General features: G+C 37.5%; 22 protein-coding genes. 11 read left to right on the top strand and 11 right to left on the bottom strand.

The features are described 5' to 3' along the window. The first annotated feature begins 30 nt into the window (after positions 1–30). From pbpC to NAT51_RS06815, 5 genes are all read left to right on the top strand, one after another. The gene (gene pbpC, locus NAT51_RS06835) at positions 31–2,418 is read left to right on the top strand and encodes a penicillin-binding protein 1C (protein WP_394799690.1); all 2,388 of its coding nucleotides are present in this window, start codon (positions 31–33) and stop codon (positions 2,416–2,418) included. A 4-nt stretch (positions 2,419–2,422) separates the two neighbouring features. Continuing rightward, the gene (locus tag NAT51_RS06830; RefSeq protein WP_317245498.1) at positions 2,423–3,229 is read left to right on the top strand and encodes a hypothetical protein; all 807 of its coding nucleotides are present in this window, start codon (positions 2,423–2,425) and stop codon (positions 3,227–3,229) included. Positions 3,230–3,424: 195 nt separating this feature from the next. Next, complete coding sequence (locus NAT51_RS06825) at positions 3,425–4,405, top strand: hypothetical protein (RefSeq protein WP_250596907.1); 981 nt, start codon at positions 3,425–3,427, stop codon at positions 4,403–4,405. 129 nt (positions 4,406–4,534) lie between these two features. Then, positions 4,535–5,443, top strand: coding sequence for a hypothetical protein (locus tag NAT51_RS06820; RefSeq protein ID WP_250596905.1), 909 nt, complete (start codon positions 4,535–4,537; stop codon positions 5,441–5,443). Positions 5,444–5,610: 167 nt separating this feature from the next. Further along, complete coding sequence (locus tag NAT51_RS06815) at positions 5,611–5,898, top strand: hypothetical protein (RefSeq protein ID WP_250596897.1); 288 nt, start codon at positions 5,611–5,613, stop codon at positions 5,896–5,898. A gap of 83 nt (positions 5,899–5,981) precedes the next feature. Here NAT51_RS06815 and NAT51_RS06810 read toward each other — a convergent pair whose 3' ends face one another. The 11 genes from NAT51_RS06810 to NAT51_RS06760 all read right to left on the bottom strand — a co-directional run bounded on the left by NAT51_RS06810 (position 5,982) and on the right by NAT51_RS06760 (position 15,847). Continuing rightward, on the bottom strand, positions 5,982–6,380 hold the full coding sequence (locus tag NAT51_RS06810; protein ID WP_250596895.1) for a hypothetical protein: 399 nt from the start codon (positions 6,378–6,380) through the stop codon (positions 5,982–5,984). A gap of 1 nt (position 6,381) precedes the next feature. Continuing rightward, positions 6,382–7,131 (bottom strand): methyltransferase domain-containing protein, encoded by a 750-nt coding sequence (locus NAT51_RS06805; RefSeq protein ID WP_250596893.1) that lies wholly within the window; start codon positions 7,129–7,131, stop codon positions 6,382–6,384. Continuing rightward, complete coding sequence (locus tag NAT51_RS06800; protein ID WP_250596891.1) at positions 7,098–7,859, bottom strand: DUF2071 domain-containing protein; 762 nt, start codon at positions 7,857–7,859, stop codon at positions 7,098–7,100. The genes NAT51_RS06805 and NAT51_RS06800 overlap by 34 nt, the downstream gene beginning before the upstream one ends. Beyond that, positions 7,853–8,248 (bottom strand): DoxX-like family protein, encoded by a 396-nt coding sequence (locus tag NAT51_RS06795; RefSeq protein ID WP_250596888.1) that lies wholly within the window; start codon positions 8,246–8,248, stop codon positions 7,853–7,855. The genes NAT51_RS06800 and NAT51_RS06795 overlap by 7 nt, the downstream gene beginning before the upstream one ends. Beyond that, a complete protein-coding gene (locus NAT51_RS06790) occupies positions 8,238–8,960 on the bottom strand; it encodes a YqjF family protein (protein ID WP_250596886.1) in 723 nt (240 codons plus the stop codon). Before NAT51_RS06790 ends, NAT51_RS06795 begins: the two co-directional genes overlap by 11 nt. A 339-nt stretch (positions 8,961–9,299) precedes the next feature. Beyond that, positions 9,300–10,247 carry a hypothetical protein gene (locus NAT51_RS06785; protein ID WP_250596884.1) on the bottom strand — a complete coding sequence of 316 codons (948 nt, stop codon included), beginning with the start codon at positions 10,245–10,247 and terminating at the stop codon, positions 9,300–9,302. Between the two features lie 130 nt (positions 10,248–10,377). Beyond that, positions 10,378–10,881 (bottom strand): GbsR/MarR family transcriptional regulator, encoded by a 504-nt coding sequence (locus tag NAT51_RS06780; protein WP_250596882.1) that lies wholly within the window; start codon positions 10,879–10,881, stop codon positions 10,378–10,380. Between the two features lie 108 nt (positions 10,882–10,989). After that, positions 10,990–13,014 carry a M3 family metallopeptidase gene (locus tag NAT51_RS06775; RefSeq protein WP_250596881.1) on the bottom strand — a complete coding sequence of 675 codons (2,025 nt, stop codon included), beginning with the start codon at positions 13,012–13,014 and terminating at the stop codon, positions 10,990–10,992. Between the two features lie 210 nt (positions 13,015–13,224). Further along, positions 13,225–13,707 carry a 5-(carboxyamino)imidazole ribonucleotide mutase gene (gene purE / locus NAT51_RS06770; RefSeq protein ID WP_250596880.1) on the bottom strand — a complete coding sequence of 161 codons (483 nt, stop codon included), beginning with the start codon at positions 13,705–13,707 and terminating at the stop codon, positions 13,225–13,227. Between the two features lie 89 nt (positions 13,708–13,796). Further along, on the bottom strand, positions 13,797–14,960 hold the full coding sequence (locus NAT51_RS06765) for a 5-(carboxyamino)imidazole ribonucleotide synthase (RefSeq protein ID WP_250596878.1): 1,164 nt from the start codon (positions 14,958–14,960) through the stop codon (positions 13,797–13,799). Positions 14,961–15,271: 311 nt separating this feature from the next. Continuing rightward, positions 15,272–15,847: a hypothetical protein gene (locus NAT51_RS06760; protein WP_250596876.1), complete on the bottom strand. Its 576-nt coding sequence runs from the start codon at positions 15,845–15,847 to the stop codon at positions 15,272–15,274. 46 nt (positions 15,848–15,893) lie between these two features. Between NAT51_RS06760 and hpt the strand changes: the two genes are divergently transcribed. The 6 genes from hpt to NAT51_RS06730 all read left to right on the top strand — a co-directional run bounded on the left by hpt (position 15,894) and on the right by NAT51_RS06730 (position 23,388). Next, on the top strand, positions 15,894–16,427 hold the full coding sequence (hpt, locus tag NAT51_RS06755; RefSeq protein ID WP_250596874.1) for a hypoxanthine phosphoribosyltransferase: 534 nt from the start codon (positions 15,894–15,896) through the stop codon (positions 16,425–16,427). Between the two features lie 42 nt (positions 16,428–16,469). Beyond that, positions 16,470–17,042, top strand: a complete 573-nt coding sequence (locus NAT51_RS06750; RefSeq protein ID WP_250596872.1) for an adenylate kinase — start codon at positions 16,470–16,472, stop codon at positions 17,040–17,042. An 83-nt stretch (positions 17,043–17,125) separates the two neighbouring features. Beyond that, positions 17,126–18,355, top strand: coding sequence for a hemolysin family protein (locus NAT51_RS06745; RefSeq protein ID WP_250596870.1), 1,230 nt, complete (start codon positions 17,126–17,128; stop codon positions 18,353–18,355). A 170-nt stretch (positions 18,356–18,525) separates the two neighbouring features. Continuing rightward, complete coding sequence (gene obgE / locus NAT51_RS06740; RefSeq protein WP_250596868.1) at positions 18,526–19,533, top strand: GTPase ObgE; 1,008 nt, start codon at positions 18,526–18,528, stop codon at positions 19,531–19,533. Between the two features lie 129 nt (positions 19,534–19,662). After that, on the top strand, positions 19,663–20,604 hold the full coding sequence (locus NAT51_RS06735) for a hypothetical protein (protein WP_250596866.1): 942 nt from the start codon (positions 19,663–19,665) through the stop codon (positions 20,602–20,604). 633 nt (positions 20,605–21,237) lie between these two features. Beyond that, positions 21,238–23,388 (top strand): S46 family peptidase, encoded by a 2,151-nt coding sequence (locus NAT51_RS06730; RefSeq protein WP_250596864.1) that lies wholly within the window; start codon positions 21,238–21,240, stop codon positions 23,386–23,388. Positions 23,389–23,432 lie beyond the last annotated feature (44 nt).

Here is a 23,432-nt window from a genome sequence, read left to right as displayed (position 1 = left end):
GGTTTTAGGACCTGTCAGCTTTTTTATGATATGAACGATAAAATGAAGCTTGATAAGTTTCCAAAACTTGTCAAGGGAATCAATTGGATTAAAAATAACCGTATAAAATCGGTAATAGGTTTTGCTTTATTGCTGGTGTATTATTTTTCATTGCCGCGGACTTTGTTCGAAGAGCCGTATTCGACAGTAATTGAAAGTAATGAAGGGGATTTGCTGGCAGCCAAAATAGCCCGTGACGGTCAATGGCGTTTTCCGGAACAGGATAGTATCCCGGATAAATTCAAACAATGCCTGATTTATTTTGAAGATGAACATTTTAATTATCACTTCGGGTTTAATCCGGTTGCGATGGTGAAAGCAATCAAACAAAATAAATCCGCAGGGAAAGTAGTCAGGGGAGGAAGTACGATTACCCAACAGGTTGTACGTTTGTCCCGGAAAAATAAAAAGCGGACTTACTTTGAAAAAGTTATTGAAATTGTTCTGGCAACCCGTTTGGAATTCAGGCATTCTAAGGAGCGAATTCTCGAATTGTATGCGGCACATGCTCCTTTTGGCGGAAATGTTGTTGGACTGGAAATGGCGGCCTGGCGGTATTTTGGCGTTCAGCCACACCAACTGTCTTGGGCTGAAAGTGCTACTCTTGCGGTCTTGCCTAATGCTCCACGGCTTATTTACCCCGGGAAAAATCAGGAAAAACTGCTCCGTAAACGAAATGCTTTGCTGAAAAAATTAAAAGATAATGGGATCATTGACGAAATGACTTATGACTTGTCGTTACGTGAGCCACTTCCGCAAAAACCGTATTTGTTACCTCAAATTGCTCCGCATTTATTGGAGAAAGTTGCTCTGGAACATGAAGGTCAGAAAATAAAAACAACGGTTAATGTTTCCCTGCAAAACAGAATCAACCAAATCGTAAGACAATATTACAGTCAGTACAGTCAGAACGAGGTTCATAATATGGCTGTAATGGTGATTGATGTTAAAAACCGTAACATTGTGAGTTACGTTGGGAATTCGCCAACAGATCTGATGCACGATAAAGATGTGGATATCATCACGGCACCCAGAAGTACGGGAAGTGTTCTGAAGCCTTTGTTGTTTGCTTCGATGCTGGATAACGGTGAAATTTTACCGAATACACTTGTCGCAGATATTCCAACCCAAATTTCAGGGTATTCACCGCAAAATTTTAATCTGACTTTTGATGGCGCCGTACCGGCTCAAAGAGCATTATCACGTTCACTTAATATTCCGTCGGTATTGATGTTGCAGGAACATGGGGTGCATAGGTTTTATGAAACATTGCAACAGTTCAAATTGAAAAATATCAATAAGCATCCGGATCATTACGGTCTTTCGCTTATTTTGGGCGGAGCCGAAAGTAATTTATGGGATTTATGCCGCACGTATGCCAATCTTACCTCTACATTAAATCATTTTAACAAGTCCTCCGGTAAATACAGGGAAAATGAGTTTTCGGAATTGAATTACCAAAACGGGTTCGATCAGGATTTTGGAGATGAAACAAGTGAAAAACCTATTTTGGGTGCGGGTTCCATTTATCTGACTTATAATGCCATGAAGGAAGTCAACCGTCCGGAAGCCGATGAAGCTTGGCGTTTTTATGATTCATCGATGGAAATTGCATGGAAAACCGGAACAAGTTTCGGAAACCGTGATGCATGGGCTATCGGAACAAACAGTGATTATGTGGTGGGAATCTGGGTTGGAAATGCTTCGGGTGAAGGACGTCCGGAGTTAACGGGTATCGACAGTGCTGCGCCGGTTTTGTTTGATGTTTTCAATCTTTTGCCACGGAAAAAATGGTTCGGGAAGCCAATGTATGATTTGGAAACGGCCGAATGTTGTGCGCAAAGTGGCTATCTGGCCCAGGATAATTGTCCTAAGATTGAGCAGTTTATTCCGAAAAATGGAAAAAAAACGAAGGCCTGTCCGTATCATCAATTGGTTCATTTGGATCAAACAGGACAATTCAGGGTAAACAGTACCTGTGAAAATGTTGACAATATGATTACGAGAAGTTGGTTTGTATTGCCGCCGGTCATGGAATGGTATTATAAAAACCTGCATATCGATTACAAACCGTTGCCGCCATTCAGAATTGATTGTCAGGGAGCGCAACAAGCCAGTATGGGATTCATTTATCCGAAAGGAAACAGTAAAATTTATTTGACCAAAAATTTTGAAGGTAAAATCCAGCCTGTAGTCCTAAAAGTTGCACACAGTAACAAGGATTATAAATTGTTTTGGTATATTGATAAGGAATATAAAGGTGTTACACAAACTTTCCATGAGATGCCGGTTGTTGTCAATACTGGAAAACATCTGATTACGGTTGTGGATGAAAAAGGTAATGAAATTAAGCAATATGTTGAAATTGTGAATGATTAGTCTTTTGAAAAAAATACTCGATTTCTATATTCACGGAAGTATCCATGTGGCTTTGGCTGTGTATGCTTTAGTCCGGATGACTTTTCATTTTTTTCATATTGAATATAATGCACCGATGGCTTTCTTTGCTTTTTTCGGAACCATAGTCGGATATAACTTTGTGAAATACGATGAATTGGTCAGAGCCAAAAAACTCAAACTGAATTTTGAACGGAAAGCAATTGTCGTGTTGAGTTTCATTTCTTTTTTAGGAACCGGCTATTGTTTTTTTTATTTGTCGTTCCATACACAGTTACTGACTTTGTTTTTCCTGGGATTGACTGTCTTATACACCTTGCCGGTTTTTCCTAAAATTGGGAATGCCCGTAACTGGGCCGGTGTCAAAATTTATATCGTGGCTTTTTGTTGGGCGGGAGTAACGCTTTGCCTTCCTATTATTAATGCCGGACTGCCTTTTAGCAATGATGTGTGGCTTAAATTCTGCCAACGCTTTTTATTGGTCATTATATTGATTTTGATTTTTGAGATTATCGATTTAAAAAAAGATGCGCTTTCATTGCAGACAGTTCCTCAAAAGTTGGGGATACAAAAAACCAAAATTCTGAATTTATTCCTGCTGATTCCTTTTTATTGCCTGGAGTTTTTTAAATCTGATTTTAGGGTTATCCAACTTTGGATTAATTTGTTACTGATAATTGTTCTGGCTTTGTTTACTTTATTCGCGAGTCCGAAACGATCTGAATATTATACTTCTTTTTGGGTTGAAAGCGTTCCTTTCTTTTGGTGGATTGCTGTGTTGTTACTAAATTGATTTTTAGGTATTTATACGTGTTTACGGCTCTTTTTTAAAATCAGGTGTTTATACGCTGTATAACTTTTCTTACTGTTCCTAAGTTTGTCCTGTAATATTACAGTGACGTCAGGATAGAGTTGAAACTATTTAAAAAAACAAGGCGGAATCTGAAAAGCCGTACGAGTAAGAAAACTAAACTAAAAAACTATTATCATGAGCAATAATGCATCACTTCCAAATTCAACGGCGGGGCTATACAATACCCTTTGCCAAGGCTTAAATTTAAGCAATAAACAATTTCAACTGATACAAGGAGTATTACCGGTTCAAACAAGTGCATCGGGAGTTTATAACTTTGTTGACGGTATCCCGCCTGAATCAGTTGCTACTTTGTATACAAGTAATCCAATTAACGGATTAAACGGTAATATGCAGATAGTTATTGGAAATGCCATTCCGGGATTTTTAAGCAGACTGGCAGAAAACAATTATATGAACCCTAAATACTGGGTTGACGGTAATGTAGCTGTGGATCCTATTTATGCACCAGCGTTTGAAGATTTAAGAAGTCAGGTAGAAAACGGTTCTTCTGCATTTGTAAGTTTTGATTCGGCAACTGCAGATAGCAATATCAGCTCTTCATGGGCCAAAAGTACTGATTCTGCAGGTGTGGGCTTCTGGGGAACTTCTTCTGAATCTGTATCAAAAACATTGAACGAAAAAGCTTCATCTTCAAGAATTACTGTAGACATAAGTTTTGATAAGTTTGCCTTTTTGCAAGTACGTGCCGGAGGTTGGTTTACACAGGGATTCTTTACGGATCAATATAAAAACCCTCAAAAATGGGTTGACGGTCAAGAAGCCTGGGACAAAGTTTTTGGACCTTCCGGATCTTGTCAGAATGTAGCAAATCAAGTGTTATTAGTTAGCGGTTACACGATTACAACTACTTCTCATGCTTCTTATTCACAATCTGATTATTCAGAAATTGTAAAAAGTAAAGATACTAACGTTTGGCCTTTTTATACCTCTTCTTCAAATTCTATAGCAACTGAGTCCTATAAACTGAATGAAGATAATTCGATCACAACAACGATTACTTGTAAACCGGGAAGTTTACAGATATTTGGTATGGGAGTTATTCCCACAAGCTTTGCTATAACAGGTGGTAACTCTGTTTCTAAAATGATTTAATTTCATTTGGAGCATAAAATGATGGAGCACAGTGTATTACTCTGTGCTCTTTTTTTTCAATAACCGGATATATCTAAAATGTCAGGTTGTTGTCTGGATGATTTACTTAATAAATTAATAACTTTAGCCATGATAAATACTTATGAAGAATTGATTATCAGTGAGATTGCTTCAAGTCTTTCTCTCGATTTGACAAGTTTGAGATGGTTCCCCATTATCCCCGTACTTCCGGATACAGATTGTGATTTGTTTCAGTTATTTGATCTGGTACCGGGTTTGGGATTTGTTTTTAAAGCAAACGATGGTACCCCAAAATTCAGTGCTCTTTATGGAGAATTACTGCAGGCTCAAAAGCAATCGTTTATAAATGATATTGCAATTAAAAATTTCCAGAATACAAAATACTGGCTGAATTGCAACAGCACCGAAGTACCAATTTATGTGCCGAGCGATGCAGATTTCGTTACAGCTGTCGGAGCCGGTTCTTCTTTTGACTTTACTTTTGATTCTACAAATTATCCAAATGCACAGATAAAACCTTTTCCGGCTTATCCGAGTTTTGTAATCAATCAGCCGTTTCTGTATTTTAACGAAACAGCCATGGATGAGCGATTTGTTTTTTCATTGCATTTTGATAAACTGGTGCATATTCCTATACAAAGTGGCAGTTGGTTTACAAGTTCGGCCTTTGTGACGGCGTATAAAAATAAAACGAACTGGCAAACGGGATCAGCGGTTACCTGGGACAGTTTATTCGGAAAAGGCGGGGCACTGAATTATGTTACAAACGGAATATTGGCAGCTTCGGGAATGACCTTGACCATCCAGAGTTATGGGAATTATGACGAGAGCACATTAAACGATTTGAAAAGTAATCAGCAAACTTCCGTTTGGCCTTTTTACATGAATCCCGAAAATACAACACAGGATTTTATACTTGGAGATGATGGCAGTATCACAATTACCGTGACGACAACAAGTTCGGAAATTTCGATGCTGGCTATGCAGGCTATAAGTGTTAAAAATCTTGTAGGTTAAAATGGTTGGAAAATCAGGTATTTATACGCTGAAATATCTCCTTTACTCTTCCTAAGTTTGACTGGTAATATTACTTAGACGTCGAAGTTGAGATTGACACAACTTAAAAAAACAAGGCGGATTCTGAAAAGCCACATGAGTAGGAAAATAAATTAAACAAATTAATTATGTCAACTAACACAGCATTGAACGACAAAGAGGTTATCGTAGGGGGATGGTCTCCATACCACCCATTAACAGTAGAAGATAAAGTAGTATTTGATGAAGCTATGAAAGGTTTCGTTGGGGTGAAATACACACCTAACACGGTTTCAACTCAAGTAGTTGCCGGAACTAACTACCGTTTTAAATGTACTGCAAGCATGCCGCCGGCATTAGTGGTTTGGGAAGCTATTGTTGAAATTTTCCAACCGTTAAACGGAGCGCCGTATGTTACAGGAATTGTAAGACTCTAATTTTTTAGATTGTTTATATATTAATTGGAATTCGAAGCGGTTTATACAAACCGCTTTGTTTTTCAGTTATTTTTTTACTTTTGCTAACGGTTCAGGTATACAAGAGTGAAAACAGTAGTCAGATACATCCAGAATACTGAAAAAAAGATGTGTACTGTAGTTTCAAAAATTTTTCCTTTCCAAAGTTCGGTTGAATAGCCAAAGAACTGAATCAATAGTCTTATAAACCAAAATAGACCTAATCCCATTGCAATTTTTCTTCCTAAAGGTGTTGTAACCAAATCATGGCTGCAAAAAGCACAAAGTATTCCCATTAAAAAAACGGTAAACGCAATAAAGAATGTGTGAACCTGCATCACTTGTCTGTTGAATAAACTTAATGAAGCCAACTCCTGTTTCCAGTTGAAATATTTCGGGAAGATGATATGAATTAAGGCGAGGCAGATTAGAAAGATTCCGATGATTTTTAAATGTAGTTCCATATTATTTTTTGAGAATGAAGGTTGAAAGATAAGGTGTGATTTTGATTTCGTTTACCAATGTCAGATTAGCTTTATTAAAAGTCTTCAGCCAGTTTTTTTTGGAATAAAAGTGAAAGAAGCCAATATTGAAAGCCAGGAAATTTGGGATATCACGTAAATGTTCCGTAACGATAATTGTTCCGTCCTTTTTAAGTATCCTTCTGATTTCGCAGAAAAACTGTACTCTTTCTTTTGGGTTTCGGATTTCATGTGCAGCCAATATCAGCATTATTTTATCGATTGAATTGCTTTCTAACTTAATCTGGTGTGTATTTATTTTTTGACTCGAAGGATCGGGCGGGTATAATTTTCTTGCTCGTTCAATAGAAATTTCAGTATGTTTTTCAGCATTGTAAAAATCAAACTGCAGAATTTTGGCATTTGGGTATTTTTCAGCAAATAGCCTGCCGGTTTCATCAAATCCCGCACTGATATTGGCTATTTTTTCTTCTTTATTTACCTGTATTCCATCAAGCCAATTTAATCGGAACAAATCTGAAAGATCATAAATGTAATGCGACACAAGCAATGAGGCCAGACAAGAGACTGAAGTCAGTATGCTTACGCAGATTAAAATAAAACGTAAATTTCCTGAGGTATGAAAAAGACATCCAAATGCAGCTAAAGTAACAATCAGCCCGATAGTATAGAAATGCCAGTTAAAGCAAATGATGTTGATTACTCCCTGATAAGGTTTTCTAGTGGTTTCCATAAATCGGTTTTTCCTTTTTTCCAAACGTAAGGGATTGCATCGATTTTGAATGCATTAGCCAGAACGCAATCGTTAAGATTCATTTTGTTTATAAACGAAAAGTGATGTTCAGTAACTTCAATTGGCTCCGGTTTCCATTTTTCGCGTACTCCTTCAATAATTAAAACTTCATTTTTGCCCTCATTGTATGTGAAAGTGAATGGTAACGGGCCAGCGTAACGTCTTGCTTCTTTCCAATTATTAAAAGGTGATTTATCAGGAAGGTTTGCTACTTCATTATTTTGCTGAAAAGTGACTTTGAAATTTGATTTTTCGGAACTGTAACCCGTTAAAAGATTTGTTTTGTGTTTTGTAATATCAATTTTCCGGTAATGGTAATGAGTGAATAAATTTCCAAAAAAAACCATTTTGCTTTTGTCGGTTTCTGATTGCAGAATGTAAAGTCCGCGTAGCCTCTTGCCGGAGCTGTTCGTATACCGTACAAATATGCGGTAACCCGTCAGGAAAAAGTCATTGCCTAAAATCTTCGGAAAACCTTTCGGACGTAAACCGGAAGTTTCCACCATAGCCACGGCAATAAAAGCCCACTTATCTTCAAAAGTATCAAGACTGAGGCATTCAGGTATAAAATGCTCAAGCTGTTCTTTTGGCACTGCATACGTAAGTACTACCGAGCTTTTAAAAAAAGCTTCAACCGGGAAGGGATGGTTTTGAAGTGATTCTAACATGTCTGTTTATTTTTTAAACCTCTAAATTCTTGATAGTAAAGAAAGATTATGAAGATACAGGCGAATATAATGTTCATTTTACCCCAAAGCAGTAAATCGGATGCAAAAATGAATTCCAGAATATTCATTAATCCGATAATGATAATTTGTGTAACCGTGTTCCATTTTGATTTTATTCCGCTTACGATCCAAACCGCCATTAAAATTTCCAGAAAACCAATCACAAGAGTCATTTCCCTTGCGGCTTCTTTTCCGAAAAATACCGAAACTATCTCCTGATGTCTGGGAACAAGATTCAAAATTTTACAAAACAGACCATTACAAATCCAGACCAATGCTATGATAAAGATTGGAAACTTCGGTTTTTGAAATTTATTTTCAGTTGCCATTTTCGGTTATTTTTCTTTTGTTTTCCACTTTGATGTCAGAACCTTCGGCTAAAAATACTGAAACGGGTTGTAAATTATTCAAAAAGGCAAAATCATTTCCGTATGTGTTTTGGAAATCAACTTTTATATCATGGTTTTTGATAAGATAATGTTTCCATTTTGGGTGTTTGACTTCGTATTCATACGTTTCTTTTTCGTTGTATTTTGTATAGCCAAAGTAGTGTTCCATAATAAATTCAGCTTCACTGCCTTCTTCAATTTCTCCACAAAAATCATATGCATTCACACTGATGTGGTTTGTCTTTTTTTGGTTTTCCCAGCTGTAACTGACTTTAAGTACTTCGGCTTCCAGTTTGTTCTGATGCTGCATGACTAATGTTCTGTAATTTTCCTTGTAAAAGGTATTGGCTACAAAAGTGATGGCTTTTTTGGGAACGATTTCTTGAATGAAGACAACACCGCGTTTCCATTCACCATTTTCAAAGCGTTTGACATAAAATCGAAGGTTGACTTCTTCAAAATCGGTGTGTTTCGGAATTCTGAAGCCCAATACTTTTGTGTCCTTGAACAGAAATCCAACCAGGCTTACATAACAGTTTCCATTCCAGAAATCAAGTTCGGTACCTGCCGGTATATATTTTTTCAATTGTTCCGGATTAATGGCATAATTGGCCATGATCAGGTTTTTCCATTGTGCGGTTAAAAAGCTCATGATGTTATTGTTATGATACTTAAAAATGATTGTGTTTAGTTCTTTTTTAAATGTTTTTTCTTCTGATAAATGATGAAGGTCAAAAAGAAAATTAAACCAATCGGTATGCTGAATAACCAGTCAAACGATTTGCGATCCCATAATGCAAAGAAGAAAAGAACAAAAGCGAAGTATATGTAAATCAATTTATTGGTTGGATATAGAGTTACAAAAAATATAGCAGCTATCACTTGTAATAAACCAGTTACTGGAAGACCATATCCGCCAATTAAAAGGAAGAGTAGTGCGACTATGTTGACGATTTCAATTATTTTGAAAGTTGGTGCGAGTACCATAATGCTATTGTTTTGTGTTGTTTTCAATTTTGCTTTTGAGTGAATTCAATAAATTGGTTTCGAAGTCGGATAATATTGCGTCAGCAAGAAAACTTCCGTATGATTGTAAATTGGATTTGATTGTATATTTGCAACTGAGTCTCACTTCTGTTCTGTTGTTGTTTATGGGTATAAGTTCGTAGCTTATTTTTTCGAATTGTATCGATTTTTCTTTGATGACATTTTCTATCGTTGGACTGTTTTTGAGTACTGACCGACTGAAATCAATCGAAAAACTCAACTTTTGGCCATATTTTTCTTCAATTACTTTTTCATTCAACACAATACCATTGTCAAAATAACCTAATCGGACATTTTTTACTGAATCATAGTCTGATCTGACTGGTTTTGGTATTCCCATTCTATTTAAGTAACCGGTTGTTGTATACCCGGATAGATTTGGTACTGCATGAAGATTGGCCCATATTTCTTTGTTGTTGGCATTCATAATAATTGAAGTCTCCGTCGTATAATCTATATTGGTTTCTTTCGTGTTTTTTTCAATGACGCCTGTTAATAATGGCAATATCAGTAGGGGAGGAAGGTAATTACGGTTAATGTTTTGTGGCATTCGGTTCATTTTATAGATTCGGATCATTAAGCTTACTATTATGGAAACGATGATATAGGGTAAGCCAATAATTATGAAGCAAAGCAATTCTTCAATATGGGTTATGACCGCAATAAGTAAAAATAGCAGTGTGGAAAATAAGGGGAAAAGTATGCATTCAAAAACATTCTTAATAAACGATTCGGCATTGTAGAAAAACGGAATGAAGCCCACAATAATCGGTACAATAACTAAATAGGATGCTGAATTGATGTCTATATAGCCAAATTCAGCAGCATAGCGGATTGCCAATGAATATATGATGCTGATAAGTAAACCTAAATAGGAGCTGTATTTTTTCATAATGTTTGTATTTATTAAACTTTCAGAAAAAAATGAAAGTTTTTGTTTAAAAAAAATTATCTAATTCGATTTTTACTATTGTTTTTTAAAGGTATCATAGAATAGTTTTGATTTAAGATTTTGATGAAAACTATTTCATGAATTTGACTAAAATTTGTGCCAACCAATTGTCCTTGTATTCTGTGATTTTGTCCAACACATTATCTGCTTTTAACACAAAATCATATAATTTAGTGGTTTGATCCACAAAGTGTTTTTCCTCGTCCGAATTGGCATCTTTTAGTGAAGACACTTCTTTCAAAACTTTTAGCGCCGGTTTTATTTCCCTTTTGCTCCTTTCTTTTGAGATTTTTACGGCTAATTCATCCAAGTCCTTTTCGGCAGTGAAAAATTCGCGGCGCTCCCCGGCTTTATATTCTTTGTAAACAATTCCCCAATCCATCAAAGCACGTAAATTCATACTTGCATTTCCGCGGGAAATCTGTAATTCTTCCATAATGTCTTCCATTGAAACCGGCTCGTTCGATACCATTAACAAAGCATGAATCTGGGCCATGGTTTTGTTAATTCCCCATTGTGAACCTAATGCTCCCCAAGTTTGTACGAATTTATTTTTTGCTTCTTTGAATTCCATAGGACAAATGTATAACAAAGTTTTTAAACTTTCAAAAAAAAATGAAATTTTGTTTTAAAACAAAACCGAAGCACTGAACTTCGGTTTTTATTTATGATTGTTTTTAACTTAAATCAACCCGGCCCTTTTTAATAAAGCTTCAGGTTTTGGTTCCTGTCCCCTGAATTTTTTATACAAGGTCATCGGATGATCTGTTCCGCCTTGTGAAAGGACATATTTCTGGAATTTTTCGGCCACTTCTTTATTGAAAATGCCTTTTTCCTGAAAATAGGCAAAGGCATCGGCATCTAAAACTTCAGCCCATTTGTAACTGTAATATCCGGAAGAATACCCGCCTTGGAAAATGTGTGAAAAGGAAACACTCATGCAGTTTTCATCTACGTCAGGATATAATGCAGTAGCTGCCATCGCATCTTTTTCAAATGATTTGACATCGCTCACATTAACCGGTTTTCCATGGTATTCCATGTCAAGCAATCCGAAACTCAATTGGCGCATAGTGGCCATTCCTTCTAAAAAGGAAGCACTTTCTTTTATTTTATCAACGTATTCCTGAGGGATAATTTCTCCTGTTTCATAATGTTTTGCAAAAATGGCCAGGGCTTCGGGTTCGTAACACCAGTTTTCCATTACCTGACTTGGTAATTCCACAAAATCCCAATACACAGAAGTTCCTGACAAACTAGGGTAGGCGGTATTGGCCAGCATTCCGTGTAAGGCATGCCCGAATTCATGAAATAAGGTTGTAACTTCATTAAATGTTAACAGTGAAGGCTTGGTTTCAGTCGGTTTGGTGAAATTACAAACGATCGAAACATGTGGTCTCTCGTTTAGTCCTTCTTTAGTATACTGTGATTTGAACGAAGTCATCCATGCACCGTTTCTTTTTCCTTTTCTCGGGAAGAAGTCGGAATAAAAAACAGCAACTAAATTTCCGTTTGAATCATTCACCTCAAATGTATGTACATCTTCGTGGTATTTATCGATATCAAAAACTTCCGTAAAAGTTAATCCGAATAAGCGTTTCGCTACTTCGAAAGCACCTTCCTGAACATTTTGCAATTTGAAGTACGGTTTTAATTTCTCGTCGTCAAGATTGAATAATTCCTGTTTCAGTTTTTCCGAATAATAAGCACCGTCCCATTTTTCCAATTGGATTAAATTGTCAAGTTTTCCGGCAAATGAAGTCAATTGTGCAAATTCCCTTTTGGCTGCAGGTTTGGCTTTGTCCAATAAATCATTCAGGAACGATTTTACTTTTTCAGGATTTTGGGCCATGCGCTCTTCGAGTACAAAATGGGAATGTGATTCATAGCCTAATAATCGCGCTCTTTCATGACGGCGGCTAACTATTTTCTTTACATTTTCCTGATTGTCAAAAGCATTGTTTTGGAATGCTTTTTTACCGTAAGCGATGGCGATTTCTTTTCTCAGTTCACGATTATCGGCATAAGTCACAAAAGGAGAATAGCTTGGAATGTCTAAAGTGAAAATCCAGCCTTCTTTTTCTTTGCTTTTGGCCAAAGAGCGTGCCGTTTCAATTGTATCTTCCGGTAAGCCTTTTAAATCACTTTCATTTGTGATATGCAATTCGTAGTTGTTGGTTTCAGCCAATACATTTTCACCGAAGGTTAATTTCAGTTTGGCTAATTCAGCATCGATCTCACGCAAACGTGTTTTTTTGTCTTCTGCTAATAAAGCTCCGTTTCTTGAAAATCCTTTGTATTTTTTTTCAAGTAAAGTAGCCTGTTCGGTATTTAAATTCAACGATTCTCTTTGGTCATAAACCAATTTGATTCTTTCAAATAAACCGGCATTCAGGGTAATGTCATTTGCCAATTCTGTTAGCATCGGAGAGATTTCCTGTGCCAGTTTCTGCATTTCATCACTGGTTTCAGCCGAGTTTAAATTGAAGAAAATGCTGGTTACACGGTCTAATTGTGCTCCTGAAAATTCCAATGCTTCAATCGTATTGGAAAATGTCGGTGCTTCCGTATTGTCTACAATCGCATCGATCTCATTTTTGGTTGATTCAATCCCTTCTTTTACAGCCGGAAGGTAATCGTCCAGTTTGATTTGCGAGAAAGGTGCAGTATTGTGCTTGGTATTAAAATATTTAGTAAGAATATTCATTTGCTAGTGTATTTCATCGATTTTATTTGTTGTATATCTAAATAATATTTAAGTTTGAACTGAAAACCAATTATCTAGGTTTTAGACACTCAATTTCTGGATTACAATATATAAAATTTAAATATTGATTTAACCCATATCGATATTTATGTTTGTGTTACTTAAAAGCTCCTAAATACCACATTCTGGAGCTTTTTTCTTTTATAACCTTTACTTCTTAAGATTTTCTGATGCTGTAAGAACGGCTTGTTTTAATCCTTCTTTATAAGCAATTATTTTATCCAAAACCGTTTTGTTGTTGGAACCGATAATTTGTGCAGCCAGAATACCGGCATTTTTAGCACCGTTTAAAGCTACAGTCGCAACCGGAACTCCGCCAGGCATTTGTAAAATTGATAGTACCGAATCCCATCCGTCTATCGAATTGCTTGACTTTACGGGAACTCCAATTACAGGAAGCGGACTCATACTCGCGACCATTCCCGGTAAGTGTGCTGCTCCTCCGGCTCCGGCAATAATTACCGAAATGCCTCTGTTGTGGGCATTCTGACTGAAATCAAACAGTTTTTCTGGTGTTCTGTGTGCAGAGACAATATCAACTTCGGTTTCAATATCAAAACTCTTTAATATATCTATGGCTTCCTGCATGACCGGCATGTCGGAAACGCTTCCCATTACGATGGCTACTTTCATTTTTGTTTAAATTTAAGGATTTAAAAGATTTTAAAATTTAAAGATTTCAAAGGCACTTGTTATAATCTTTCAATCGTTTAATCTTTCAATTATTCAATGCTATTACTAATCACTCTAATTGTATTCTTAACTTCTTCGGCAATTTTCCGTGCTTCGGCCATGTCTTCATTGATGATGGTTACGTGTCCCATTTTCCGGAACGGACGTGTTTCCCTTTTACCATATATATGTGGCGTTACGCCCGGGATGGTCATGATTTTTTCGATGTTTTCATATATAACCGGCCCTGAAAATCCTTCTGCGCCCACTAAATTAACCATGATTCCGGCTACTTTACTGTCGGTACTGCCTAAAGGTAAATTCAAAATGGATCTTAAATGTTGTTCAAATTGCGAAGTATAACTGGCTTCTATACTATAGTGTCCCGAATTGTGTGGTCTTGGGGCCACTTCGTTAACCAAAATTTCATCATCTTCAGTCTGGAACATTTCAACCGCCAATAACCCTACATGATTAAATGCTTCCGAAACCTGTAAGGCTACTTGTTGTACTTTGTCGGCTACTTTTTTAGAAATCCTCGCCGGACAAATCGTGTATTCTACCTGATTGGCCTCCGGATGAAATTCCATTTCAACCACAGGATAGGTTTTGATTTCTCCTTTCGGACTGCGGGAAACTATTACGGCCAACTCATTTTTAAAAGGTACCATGTCTTCCGCGATACATTCCACATCGGCTAATCCAATCAGATCAATAGTGGAACGGACAATTTTTACACCGTTTCCGTCATAACCGAATTGCGCACTTTTCCATACAAAAGGAAAATCCAACTCGTCTTTTTCAATTGCTTTTTTCAAATCTGCCAAATCCACAAAACGTTGGTGTGCAGATGTCGGTATGTTGTTAGCAACATAAAAATCTTTTTGTTTTCCTTTGTTTTGGATTAAACGCAATGTTTTTGGTGACGGATAAACCGGTAAGCCTTCTTCTTCCAGTTTGTCTAAAGCGTCAAGATTAACGTTTTCAATTTCAATGGTCAGCAAGTCGACCATTTTTCCAAATTGGTAAACCACGTCATAGTCCATTAAACTGCCTTTGTAAAAAGCATTGCATCCGTGTTGTGCAGGTGCTTCTTCGCTGGGGTCAAGAACTAAGGTTTGGATGTCGAATTTGCGGGTTTCGGTTAGGAGCATTTTGCCCAATTGGCCTCCTCCAAGGATTCCCAATTTAAAATCAGAAGAAAAATAATTCATCGTGTTGTTGTTGTGTGTGGTGCAAAGATAATATTTTTTGAAAAACACCGAAGTAAGTCTGTGGGAAGAGTTTAGATAAATCCAAAAAAAAGCCCTGAAAAATCAGGGCTTTCAAATAAAAATATAGAGTGTTTTTGGGGTAGAATTTTGGTCTTTGCTGATTACTTTAGATATTTTGGATAAATTTTCATTTAACTAAAATCGCCTGATCAAAGAGCTGAATTCTGTCTCATGTGGTATTTGAAATGTAAAATTAATTCAAAGAAATCAAAACCATTTACGGTTTTTCAGCGTGATTTGTTAAAATTGAATCATTTGTTTATCTTTTTTAAAGTATGACGCGCCACTGCTTTATAAGCCGCCGTATGATGGGCATAATCCTGTTGCAAGATGTTTTTGAGTTCATCGTGTATCCAGTCGTATTTTTTGCCGAGTATGAATAAAGTCTTTATGGAATACGCTTTTGCTGCTACTTTTTCATCCCGGATCAACCAGTCTAAACAAGATTCAATAATTTGTGTCTCCTGTAATTGCGATAACGAAATACCATTGGCGCGGTGATTACTTTTGGTAAGGAACAAACAAATCTTTGAGGCGGGTCTTATCGCCGAATCATTTTTTAACCTTGGAATGGTTTCCAGAAACGATTCTATAAAAGGAACAAATGTTTTTAATTTCTTTTCGCAAACTAATTCCAGTATCCAATACGCTTTGTGGTGGTTTTTATCATCTAAATCAAGTGACATCCGAATAATTTCGTTTAAGTAGTCGGGATTCCGTAAAGCGAGGTTCCGGTTCTGCTCACGGTCTTTCCGGTAGGCAGATGAGTTTTCAATTCGAATGTAAAAGTCTGATTTCATTGCTTCAAAAATAATTAATTTCTGCATACTCAACTCTTTTATTATCTTTGCCCTTTTATTTCTGAACACAACTATGGAAGTTAAATTACACGATAAGTATTTCGAGCCTTTTATTTCGGCACAGGAAATAGATTTTGCTTTGGCCAATATGGCAAAACAAATTGAAGACGATTTTCAGGATGATGTTCCTGTTTTTATTGGCGTTTTGAACGGTGCATTTATGGTGCTTTCTGATTTGATGAAGCATTACAACAGTCCGTGTGAGGTTTCGTTTGTGAAAATGGCTTCTTATGAAGGAACAGAAACAACAAATGAAGTAAAACAGTTAATCGGTTTGAACCAAAATCTGGAAGGTCGTACCGTAATCGTGGTAGAAGATATCGTCGATACGGGAAATACAATTGAAGAATTGAAACACATCTTCAAAAGCCAGAACGTGAAGCATTTTAAAATTGCAACTTTGTTTTTAAAACCGGAGGCATACAAAAAGGATATCAAACTGGATTATGTGGGAATCAGAATCCCTAATAAATTCATTGTAGGTTTCGGATTGGATTATGACGGTCTGGGAAGAAACCTGAAAGATGTATATCAATTATCAGTATAAAACAAACAACATAACTTTAACTATAAACTTTTTAAAACCAAAATGATCAATATTGTTCTTTTCGGAAAACCAGGTGCAGGAAAAGGCACACAAGCAGAATTTTTAAAAGAAAAATATAACTTAACACACCTGTCAACCGGTGATATTTTTCGTTACAACATGAAAAATAATACAGCACTGGGCTTAGAGGCTAAAGTGTACATCGACAGAGGTGACTTGGTGCCGGACAGCATTACCATCGGTATGTTACAGGATGAAGTAGACAGAAATCCGCACTCTGCAGGGTTTTTGTTCGACGGTTTCCCAAGAACATTGACACAGGCCGATGCGCTGGATCAGTTCCTGGCTTCAAAAGGTCAGGGAATCACAGCGACAATCGCATTGGAAGCTGACGATGAAATTTTGGTAAAACGTTTATTGGAACGCGGAAAAACGTCAGGAAGAGTAGACGACCAGGATGAAGAAAAAATCAGAAACCGCTACCAGGAATACAATGAAAAAACAGCACCTTTGATGGATTATTATAAAAATCAGGATAAGTTTTACGCTGTAAACGGAATAGGTACTATTGCAGAAATTACGGAGCGATTGAGCAATGTAATTGAAAATTTGTAAATTAGTACAAACGATAATCAAATTAACAAAAATTGGAAATAGTCATAATTTTCTTGCTGATTTTACTTAATGGAGTTTTTTCCATGTCAGAAATCGCACTCATATCAGCAAGAAAGAACCGGTTAGAAACCGCTGCCAAAAAAGGCAACACGAGTGCAAAAACAGCTTTGGATCTGGCAAATTCGCCAAACAAGTTCCTTTCAACAGTACAAATAGGAATCACACTTATCGGTATTCTTACGGGTATTTATTCCGGAGAGAAAGTAACCGAAGATGTAAAACTTTTCCTTGACGGATTCACTTCTTTACAGCCCTATTCACAAAGTATGTCGGTTGGTATCGTGGTGGTTATCCTAACTTTCTTTTCATTGGTATTGGGAGAATTACTGCCGAAACGTATCGGATTGAATTATCCTGAAACCATCGCAAAAGCTGTGGCTGTTCCCATGAAAATGGTTTCGATCGTAGCGGCTCCTTTTATCTGGTTGCTGACAGTTTCTACCGAATTTATCCTGAATGTTTTCAAGATTAAACCTACGGCCGACGGTAAAGTGACCGAGGAAGAAATCAAAGCCATCATTAAGGAAGGTACCGAAGGTGGTGAAGTACAGGAAATCGAACAGGATATCGTGGAGCGTGTATTCCATATTGGTGACCGTAAAGTGAATTCCCTGATGACGCACCGTATGTCGGTAGTGTATCTGTCACTGGAAGATGACATGAAGGAAACCAAAGAAAAGGTTCTCGATGAACTGCATTCGGTTTACCCGGTTTGTGAAGATAACTTGGATAATATTATTGGTGTTGTATTGCTGAAAGATTTGTTCTCAGGTTTCGAAAAAGGAAGCTTGGACTTAAAATCAATCGTGAAGGAACCTGTTTATTTTATCGAACATACTTCAGCTTATAAGGCACTTGAAATTTTCAAAAAGACGAAAGTGCATTATGCTTTCGTAACCGATGAATACGGAATCCTGCAGGGAATCATTACATTAAATGATATCCTTGAAGCTTTAGTGGGTGATGCTGCCGAATTCTATGAAGAGGAGTTCCAGCTGATTGCGCGTGAAGACGGTACTTGGTTGGTCGACGGACATTATTCGTTGCATGATTTCCTTACGTATTTCGATATGGATGATCTGATTACCGATTATGAAGTGACTACTGTGAGCGGATTGATCATGACCGAGTTGTCATACATCCCAAAAGTAGGTGAGAAGCTGATCTGGAATAAAATGGAACTGGAAGTAATCGATATGGACGGTGTCAAAATCGATAAGGTTTTAGTGCGTTCGCTGAAAGATGCCAATTAATCTGGCTTAAAGAAAAGTAAAGAATTTGATGTAAAGTGGCAGTTAATTAACTGCTTGAAAAAAATAGTTAAGGAGGAGAGGAAATGACAGAGGATTTGAGATTAAGAGGAGGACTGCCAGTGGCAGTCAGGTATTTTTAATCTTCTGTTTATAATAAAGGAAAAGAAAAAATGACAGAAGGAAATTTCGTAGACTACGTAAAGATTTATGCTTCTTCCGGTAAAGGAGGAAAGGGATCTTCGCATCTACACAGAGAGAAATTTATTGAAAAAGGTGGCCCTGACGGGGGTGACGGAGGCCGTGGAGGTCACGTTACACTTGTGGGAAATAAAAATTTATGGACATTGTTCCATCTTAAATTCCTTCGCCATGCTAAAGCAGGTCACGGAGGAGATGGTGGTAGTTCACGCAGTACCGGGCATGACGGTGAGGATAAATTCATCGAAGTACCGCTTGGAACTGTGGTAAGGGATAAAGATACAGATGAGATTTTGTTTGAAATCACTGAACACGGCGAACAAAGAATTCTGGTAAAAGGTGGTAAAGGTGGTCTGGGTAACTGGCACTTCAGAAGCTCGACTAACCAAACCCCACGTTATGCCCAACCGGGTATGCCGGGTCAGGAAATCGACGTGATCCTGGAATTGAAAGTCCTTGCCGATGTCGGTCTGGTGGGATTCCCGAATGCGGGTAAATCAACTTTATTATCGGTGCTGACTTCCGCTAAACCTAAAATTGCCGATTATCCGTTTACAACATTAAAACCTAATCTTGGAATTGTAGCCTACAGGGATTTCCAGTCGTTTGTAATTGCAGATATCCCGGGTATCATCGAAGGTGCGGCCGAAGGTAAAGGTCTCGGACATTACTTTCTCCGTCATATCGAACGTAACTCTACTTTGTTGTTCCTGATTCCTGCCGATGCGGATGATATCAAAGAACAATATGAGATTTTATTGGACGAGCTCAGACGTTATAATCCGGAAATGTTGGATAAAGACCGTCTGGTAGTGATTTCAAAATGCGATATGCTTGACGACGAACTGAAAGCTGAGATGAAAGCACAATTGGATAAAGATTTTAAAGGAATGCCGTATATGTTTATTTCATCAGTAGCCCAACAAGGACTACAAGAACTGAAAGACAAATTGTGGCAGATGTTAAATACAGAAGCATAATGAATCCCTCTCCGGAGGGATTTTTTTATGCTGATAATCAGGAGTTTTTCTTAAGACAAATCCTACCGAATTCTTTTTCCGCGTTTCGATTTGTTGTACTTTTACCAGTCAAATAAAAACAAATTAAAAATGAAAAAACTACTGACTCTGGTTTTTTGTTTTTCTTTCTTCATGTCAAATGCGCAGTTACTTGACCTGATTAAGGATAAGGCAAAAGACAAAGCGCTGAATTTAGGTGGGGATAAAGCAGCGAAACTATTAACTAAACAGGCTATTACTACCAGTTTCAAAGACTGTGATGTAAAGAACACTAAACCGGAAACGTTCGGGAACGATAAGAAATACAAGGAATTGTGTAAGGAAACGTTTACTGCCGAAGGGTTTCTTCTAAAACCGGGATTCTATTCCTTCAAAGCGAAAAGTTTTTGCCTGAAAGCCGGTACACACGGTCCAAGCAAAGGGGATGGTTATCTGTATGCTCCGGTTAAAGGACCAAAGGAGGAAATCGTAATCGCGATCATCAAAAACTGGAAAGAAAATCCTAAAATCGAACAAACGAAAGTGCAATGTCTGTTATGGGCGATCATTGCGCACACTAAATTTAAAAACCTGCCAACTGAACTTCAGGAAACGGCAATCAAATTGTTGAGCAAGGAGCAAATTCTGGATCTGACCAATAAAGGACTTGATTTCGTGCCGCAAAATGTAATGGATAATGCTACCGCCGAATTGCCAAAACCGGTCCGTTTGGTTATGGAGGCCGAAAATAAAATCAGGGAGTTTTTTAACTCTTCTTCTTCCTATAATTATCAGGAAATTGAAAAACTGGCGATGCTGGCCGGAATGAATACTGAAACGTCCGAAATTCAAAGAGGAACCTGGGGACTTCACCCTAAAGGCTACTACATTGCCTATCTGCCTAACGGATATTCTTCTGTTGAAGTACATATCTATGTGCCTGATACGGTAAAAGAAGTGCACTACCTCCCGTCTGATGATGTGGCGGTGCCGGCTTCTACAGGGAGCCAGCGTCTGGCCATCAGTGACATGACGTATTGTAACGCTAAGTAAAAAATTAAAAGCATCCGGGAACGGATGCTTTTTTGTTAGATGTAAACTGTATTTCCCAATATCGTGTTACGTTGAGCCTTGTGTGTTTAACGTTGACCTTTGTGTAAAATACGTTGGGGCTTGTGCATTTAACGTTGAAGTATGTTTAATCTACGTTAGGCCTTGTGTGTTTAACGTTAAGCTTCGTGCAAAGTTTGTTAGGTCTTATGAGGAGTTTGTTAAGTTCCGTGTAATGTTTGTTAGGTCTTATGCGGAGTTTGTTAAGTTCTGTGTAATGTTTGTTAGGTCTTGTGTAGAGTTAGTTAAACCTCGTGCAAAGTTTGTTAGGTCTTATGTAGAGTTAGTTATTTCTTGTGTAATGTTTGTTAGGCTTTGTGCGGCTCATCTTGTTTGAGAAGTAAAACATTTTTCGTTGATCTAGTCTCTTTTCTTACTAAATCATCTTGCCATAATGGTTCTTGAGTGTTGTGCATAATGAAATTTATATAATGTATTGTTTCATAAACGGTTGAATGTTTTCCGATGAAGGTTTGAAACGTTAAAATTATCTTAACAAAAGAGTAAAAGGAACAGCAAAATTTTCTAAAAAAGGGCAAATCGACTATATTCGCGCCACTAAAACTAAATTTTATTATGAAAAAATTACTTTTATCCCTAATCACGGCGATTATGCTTGTTCCTGCAAGCGTTAAGGCAGATGAGGGTATGTGGTTTTTAATGTTCATCGAACGTTTGAACCACAGGGATATGCAAAAAATGGGTCTTCAGTTAACAGCTGAAGAAATCTACAGCATCAACAACCACAGTTTAAAAGATGCTATCGTACAATTCAACGGTGGATGTACTGCCGAATTGATCTCAAAAGACGGATTAGTGTTAACAAACCACCACTGTGGATATGACGCTATCGCCGAATTGTCTACTGCCGATAAAAATCACCTGAAAAACGGTTTCTGGGCAGGTTCAAGAAAAGAAGAAATCAAGCCTTCAAGTTTATTCGTACGTTTCTTCGTTCGTATGGACGATTGTTCTAAGCGTATCTTGGGTGTGGTTAATGATAAAATGACAGAAGCAGAGCGTGAAAAAGCGATCAATGCTGAAATCGCTAAAATCGAAAAAGAAAATAACGAAGGCGGAAAATATGTGGTTTCCGTTCGTCCTTTCTTCCAAGGTAATGAGTACTACTACTTCGTATATCAGGATTATAAAGACGTTCGTTTAGTTGGTACTCCTCCTGAAAGTTTAGGTAAATTCGGTGGAGATACTGACAACTGGGAATGGCCTCGTCACACTGCCGATTTCTCAATGTTCCGTATCTACGGCGATGCTAACGGTAACCCGGCTGAATATTCTGAAAACAACGTGCCTCTTAAACCGAAACATTACTTACCGGTTAATTTGGGTGGTGTTAAAGAAAATGACTACGCAATGATTTTAGGTTATCCTGGACGTACTAACCGTTGGATGCCTGCAGGCGGTATCGAGCAAAACGTGAAGTTTGCTTACCCTGCTTGGGTTGAAGGTGCAAAAGTTGGTATGGATAACATGAAGAAATACATGAACCAAAGCGATGCTTTGAACTTAATCTATGCTTCTAAATTTGCTTCAACGGCTAACTACTGGAAAAACCGTCAGGGTATGATCGATGCTTTGTCTAAATTCGGTACGGCTAAAACAAAAGCAGCTCAGGAAGCTAAATTCAACGCTTGGGCTAACAAACCTGAAAATAAAGCTAAATACGGAGATGTTGTTGCAACAATCAACAACTTCTATAAATTGACGAATGAGAAATCACGTCATGATAACTACATGAACCAATTGTTCAGAACGACTGCTTATGGTGCGGTTGGAAGAACAATCGGTAAGCAATTGGAAACATACGCTAAAGCAGATCCTGCTAAACGTGCGCAAATGGCTCCTGCTATCTTGGAAATGGCTGATGAAATGTTCAAAGAATTACATATCCCGGCTGAAAAAGATTTATTGGCTGCACAATTGAAATTGTATTCAACTAAATCTGTTGGATATGCAATTGCTCCAATGGTTGAAAAAATCGGAAAAGAAAACAACGGTGACTTCTCTAAATATGTTAACGCTGCATTCGATTTAAGTATCCTTACTTCTAAAGAAAGAATCAAAGCATTCCTTGATTTACCAAGTGAAGCTTTATTGGCAAGCGATCCTTTATATGTGTTGTCTAACGATATGTTAACGCACTTTGCTTCTAAGTCTGATGCAATCGCTAAAGCACAAAATGATTATGGAGCTGCTTTCCGCAAATTGGTTGAAGGTTTGAGAGAATCTAAAATAGGTTCGATCAAATATCCGGATGCTAACTCGACACTACGTTTAACGTATGGTAAAGTTCGTTCGTTACCTGCTGACAAACGCAATGATGCAAAAGTTAACAACTATACGACTTTGTCAGGTCAGGTGAAAAAATACAAAAAAGGTGATGCCGAATTCGACTTGCCTGCACGTGTATTGGAAATGAACCAAAACAAAGACTTCGGCCGTTACGCTGATAAAGACGGAACGTTACACGTTAACTTCTTAACTGATAACGATATCACAGGTGGTAACTCAGGTTCTCCGGTATTAAACGGTAAAGGTGAGTTAATTGGTTTGGCTTTCGACGGAAACATCGAAGCTATGGCTGGTGACGTTATCTTTGACAAAAACTTACAAAGAACAATCAATGTGGATATCCGTTATGTGTTATGGGTAATCGAGAATTTCTCAGGAGCTAAACACATCGTTGACGAAATGACATTGGTGAAGTAATCAGTTCTGCTGATTGAAAATATAAACCGGATTCAATTTGAATC

Origin of the sequence: Flavobacterium amniphilum (assembly GCF_023634845.1) — a bacterium.
Classification (GTDB): Bacteria; Bacteroidota; Bacteroidia; order Flavobacteriales; family Flavobacteriaceae; genus Flavobacterium; species Flavobacterium amniphilum.
The sequence above is the reverse complement of the archived record's forward strand: the minus strand, read 5'-3'. Positions and strand labels throughout refer to the sequence as shown.

Coding starts and splice junctions, on each gene's coding strand:
- NAT51_RS06765 (WP_250596878.1), bottom strand. CDS start 14,960: ATGAATTATTTTTCTTCTGATTTTAAATTGGGAATCCTTGGAGGAGGC.
- hpt (WP_250596874.1), top strand. CDS start 15,894: ATGGAAGTTAAATTACACGATAAGTATTTCGAGCCTTTTATTTCGGCA.
- NAT51_RS06775 (WP_250596881.1), bottom strand. CDS start 13,014: ATGAATATTCTTACTAAATATTTTAATACCAAGCACAATACTGCACCT.
- NAT51_RS06745 (WP_250596870.1), top strand. CDS start 17,126: ATGTCAGAAATCGCACTCATATCAGCAAGAAAGAACCGGTTAGAAACC.
- NAT51_RS06790 (WP_250596886.1), bottom strand. CDS start 8,960: ATGAGCTTTTTAACCGCACAATGGAAAAACCTGATCATGGCCAATTAT.
- NAT51_RS06810 (WP_250596895.1), bottom strand. CDS start 6,380: ATGGAACTACATTTAAAAATCATCGGAATCTTTCTAATCTGCCTCGCC.
- NAT51_RS06760 (WP_250596876.1), bottom strand. CDS start 15,847: ATGCAGAAATTAATTATTTTTGAAGCAATGAAATCAGACTTTTACATT.
- pbpC (WP_394799690.1), top strand. CDS start 31: ATGAACGATAAAATGAAGCTTGATAAGTTTCCAAAACTTGTCAAGGGA.
- NAT51_RS06815 (WP_250596897.1), top strand. CDS start 5,611: ATGTCAACTAACACAGCATTGAACGACAAAGAGGTTATCGTAGGGGGA.
- NAT51_RS06785 (WP_250596884.1), bottom strand. CDS start 10,247: ATGAAAAAATACAGCTCCTATTTAGGTTTACTTATCAGCATCATATAT.
- purE (WP_250596880.1), bottom strand. CDS start 13,707: ATGAAAGTAGCCATCGTAATGGGAAGCGTTTCCGACATGCCGGTCATG.
- NAT51_RS06825 (WP_250596907.1), top strand. CDS start 3,425: ATGAGCAATAATGCATCACTTCCAAATTCAACGGCGGGGCTATACAAT.
- obgE (WP_250596868.1), top strand. CDS start 18,526: ATGACAGAAGGAAATTTCGTAGACTACGTAAAGATTTATGCTTCTTCC.
- NAT51_RS06730 (WP_250596864.1), top strand. CDS start 21,238: ATGAAAAAATTACTTTTATCCCTAATCACGGCGATTATGCTTGTTCCT.
- NAT51_RS06820 (WP_250596905.1), top strand. CDS start 4,535: ATGATAAATACTTATGAAGAATTGATTATCAGTGAGATTGCTTCAAGT.
- NAT51_RS06795 (WP_250596888.1), bottom strand. CDS start 8,248: ATGGCAACTGAAAATAAATTTCAAAAACCGAAGTTTCCAATCTTTATC.
- NAT51_RS06800 (WP_250596891.1), bottom strand. CDS start 7,859: ATGTTAGAATCACTTCAAAACCATCCCTTCCCGGTTGAAGCTTTTTTT.
- NAT51_RS06750 (WP_250596872.1), top strand. CDS start 16,470: ATGATCAATATTGTTCTTTTCGGAAAACCAGGTGCAGGAAAAGGCACA.
- NAT51_RS06735 (WP_250596866.1), top strand. CDS start 19,663: ATGAAAAAACTACTGACTCTGGTTTTTTGTTTTTCTTTCTTCATGTCA.
- NAT51_RS06780 (WP_250596882.1), bottom strand. CDS start 10,881: ATGGAATTCAAAGAAGCAAAAAATAAATTCGTACAAACTTGGGGAGCA.
- NAT51_RS06805 (WP_250596893.1), bottom strand. CDS start 7,131: ATGGAAACCACTAGAAAACCTTATCAGGGAGTAATCAACATCATTTGC.